Raw genomic sequence first — 3,852 nt, 5'->3', positions numbered from 1 at the left:
ATACAATATAGGTGTGTTGTGGGAAATCGGAGAGAACTTTTAGTGCTTGATTTAAGTGCTCTGGACTTATTGAATAGGCGTTGTCACAGGCGGAATCACTGATGATAACCAAGTCATTGTCAGAAATTTTGCAGATTTCCGCCGCAATGAGCGAAATCGCCAAGGTTGAAGATGCGGACCCGAAGTTAACGCTGCTCCCCAAACGACTCCAATCGATTTGATTTCCACTAAAAGGAATGCGCTCATTAATTCTACTGACCATCGAGTCTTGTTCTGCCTGAGAGATGACACTGAAATCGATATTGAGCTTTTTTAGGTCTGTAATTAGTTCTTCGTCAAAATAGCTCATTTTTTTGCAAACCTTTTACTGTGGCTTGTTTTACCTGTGTTAAATATTCGGTGATCAAATTTTCCTGGGTTTGGGTTTTCATCGTTTGTGCTTCGGAGTCACGTTTTTTGTGATCCCTATTTTTTGTAGTTGGAGATGTCATATCTGCTCAATGCTGTAGTTTTTTGCAGTTACGGAAAAGATAATTTGATGACTATTGCTTGATTTAAAACTATAGTTTTTTTTGATTTCGTCCCCATGTTGCGCTGTTTTTTGTGCTGAAATTGATTTTTTCTCTTCATGTATCCCGCTTACCTCAGCGCCGACTGCGCTTACGCCTTGAAAGGTGGTTGGATTATGGAAGGTGATAAGAAGAGAGCGGTCTTGCCGGTCGGTGAATACCATGAGTAACTCACCACGCTTGCAAGTAACTTGCTCAATCGTCCCTCCCGTAATCGAGATTTTTTCCGGATCGCAATCGGACTTTTGAGACCGTGTGGGCTGCCAAAATTTTAAATCGGAAAGATATCTTTCCACATCGTCCATGTCGTCGTCGCCGAGCGTGTCGTCAAAGTGCTGAGCAATTTTTGTACGAACTTTTGCGAGGCGTTGGGTGATATTGAAGTTGTCAATGAATTCCGTAGTTTCTCTTCGGTAGTCCTCTAGGGCTGCAGGGTTTTCGGCATAAAAGCTACCCATTCTATGCAGGGAGATCAGTATGAATTCGATTTCTTTGAGGGCGTCAAGCGCGTCCTCTCCAGTGATAGTTATTTTTCTGTTTTGCTCTAACATTACTTTCTTCTCACGAATGTTGGATTGCTTAAGGTTACACTGCCCTTTATGGTTAGTTCCATAGTGTTATATCTGGGGTTTTTAATCCATTCTAAAGTCGATTCGGGTACGTCCATTTCTATGTAGTCCCTGCCTTTACTTTTGTTGATTTGATACTTGTCTTGTGCGGCTATAGGGCTTAGTGCTTTGTTTTTTGCAGGCTCGAGATACACCCGGTTGTTATCTTGAGCCACAATCACACCATCTTTCTCAATTCCTTTCGATCCCGTCCTGCTTGTGTAATGTCTTACCCTTACGGTTTTATCTTGTATTGACGAAGGCGTGGGGATTGATGGTCCGCCATCTTCAACTTTTGTATGCGTTGTAGGACTATCGGCGTTGTGGGTTGATTTACACCCACCGCTACCGGGGCACGTACTCAGTCCTAAGGGATCCACCCACCCAGTAGGATTCGGCACGTATTGGTATGAGTTAATCCCACCCGCCAGCTTCACCGGATCCGGCGTCAGGTAACGACCAATATCTGGATTGTAGTAGCGATGGCGGTTGTAGTGCAGCCCGCTTTCCGCATCAAAATATTGGCCCTGAAAACGCAACGGGTTATCGATTTTTCTTACGTCTAGGCGGGCGATTTCACCGTAGGCGCGGTAGTGCGCGGACCAGACGATTTCGCCTTCGGGGTTTGTCAGTTCCTGTGGCGTGCCGAGGTGGTCGAGTTGGTAGTGGAAGGGCTTTGTTTCTTGTGGGCCAAAGCCTTCCAGCAGTACCAACGGCCGAAAACTGTCTGGCTCGTAGAGGTAGCTGCGATGCCGATCCGCGTGGTGTTCGGCCACCAACTTGTCGCCTTGCCAGAAAAACTCCGTGGTGATGTCGTTGACGGTTTTGCTGATCCGCCGCCCAAACGGGTCATAGCGATAGCTGGCGGTTTGCCCGTTGGGCTGGGTAATACCAATCAGCCGATGCTGGCAGTCGTAGCGGTATTCAGTAACGAGCTGATGGCCCTTGCCACGCCGCTGGCGGATTAAATTGCCGAAGGCGTCGTAGTCGTAATGATGATCGCCTTGGATCATCAACCGGTTCCCCGCCACGATGTCCGGGCCGGGGCGGTCTTGCATGAGCAGGTTGCCGGCCGGGTCGTGGCCGAAGCGTTCCTGTACGTCTTGCGAGTGGTCGGCGCGGGTCAGGCGGGCGAGGGGGTCGTAGTGGTAGTGGTGTTCGCCTTTGCGGGTATCTAGCAGGCGGGTGAGGTTGCCGGTTTTGTCGTAGTCGTATTGGCGTTGGTAAAGGGTGTGTTGCTGTTGGCTGACGGCGTGGGCGTGCAGGCGGTTTTGGTCGTCGTAGTGGTAGTGGCTGAGGAGTTGGCCTTGTTGGCGTTGGTGTTCGCGGCCGGTTTTGAACAGGTGGGAGGTGAGGGTTGTGCCGTTCAGTTCGACAGTTGAAAGGTGGCCGCCTTTGTCGTGGTTGAAGGTGAGGCGGTTATTGTCTGGCAGGCGCAGTTTGTGCAGTTGGCCGCAGGCATCATAGCCGTAGCGCAAGGTGCCCCAGCCTTGGTGTTCGGCGGTGAGGCGGTTTTGTGGATCGTACTCGTAGGCCAGCGTCCAGTGGCCGTCGTCGACGCTTAGGAGGTTGCCTTGGCGGTCGTAGGCATAGTCGACAACATTGCCGTCTGGCAGGGTTTTTCTTACGAGGCGGCCGGCGTGGTCTCGCTTGTAACGGGTAACGAGCTGACTGCCGTCGTCGCCGTGTTCGGTTTTTTCCGCCAGGTTGCCGTTGAGGTCATACACGTAAGCCGTGCGCTGGCCGTCAAAGCCGATTTCCTGCTGGATCAGGCCGTTGGGGTGGTAAGCGAGTCGGTAGGTTTCGCCCACCTCGTTTTCGATCGAGGTCAGCAGCAGGCGCGCATTGTCGTAGCGGTACTTGACGTGGGTGCCATCGGCGTTGATACGGCGGCTGATCAGGTGCAGGCCGTCGGCGTATTCGTAGCGGGTGACGTGGGCAAGTTCGTCGTGTTCGGCGGTGATTTTTCCGTAGGCGTTGTAGCTGTATTCGCGCGTCGCGCCGCCTGGAAGGGTCAGTTTTCGCAGGCGCCCGGCAGCGTCCCGTTGGTACTGTGTGAGCTTGCCGTGCTCATCTTCCCGCGTGATCTGACGACCAAGATCGTCATAGCGATAACGCTTGCTACCCCCATTGGGCAGCAACTCCTCAAGCAACTGCCCACGCTCATTCCAGACCAGCCGATGGCAACTGTTATCGGGAAACCAAACCCCCGTCAGTTGCCCATATTTGTTGTAGCTATAGTCCGTGATATTGCCGTCAGGATCGGTCTTGCGAATGACGTCGCCCTGATCATTGCGCTCATATTTCCAGACGGCGAGACCACGCCTTACGACCCGTACGAACCCGTTGTCATGCTCGTAGGACGTCGGCTCATCGTCCCCCGGAAACAGCGCCACCAAGCGTCCGGCTTCGTCGTACTGGTACGCCGTCACCGCCCCAAGCGGGTCCTGCTCGACTGTCAGCCGGCCCTTATCGTCATAAGACTTGAAGTGTTCAGCGCCGTCCGGATCAATGCGCTGCACCAGCCGCGCACGGTCATTGTGGACATACACTTCCCGGCTGCCATCAGCGTTATGCACCGTGACACGGCCGTCATCCCCCCAGGCATACCGCGTATCCATCTGCGAAAAGCTGGCCCAGTGCCGAACACACCGCGAAGCCTTACCAGCCCCATC

The 3,852-nt window shown here is 52.6% G+C and carries 3 protein-coding genes; all 3 read right to left on the bottom strand.

Features of this window, described 5'->3' with window-relative positions:
- A partial coding sequence (locus tag FEM54_RS26880; protein ID WP_138453687.1) for a hypothetical protein occupies nt 1-349 on the bottom strand: 349 nt, incomplete at its 3' end.
- 138 nt (nt 350-487) lie between these two features.
- A complete protein-coding gene (locus FEM54_RS34770) occupies nt 488-1,120 on the bottom strand; it encodes a hypothetical protein (protein ID WP_138453686.1) in 633 nt (210 codons plus the stop codon).
- Nucleotides 1,120-3,852 (bottom strand): RHS repeat-associated core domain-containing protein (locus FEM54_RS26870; protein WP_138453685.1); only part of this gene is annotated, 2,733 nt, incomplete at its 5' end. The genes FEM54_RS34770 and FEM54_RS26870, both read right to left, overlap by 1 nt.

Origin of the sequence: Pseudomonas edaphica, assembly GCF_005863185.1 — a bacterium.
Lineage (GTDB): Bacteria > Pseudomonadota > Gammaproteobacteria > Pseudomonadales > Pseudomonadaceae > Aquipseudomonas > Aquipseudomonas edaphica.
Note: the sequence above shows the minus strand (reverse complement) of the source record. Positions and strands in the feature narration are given on the sequence as shown.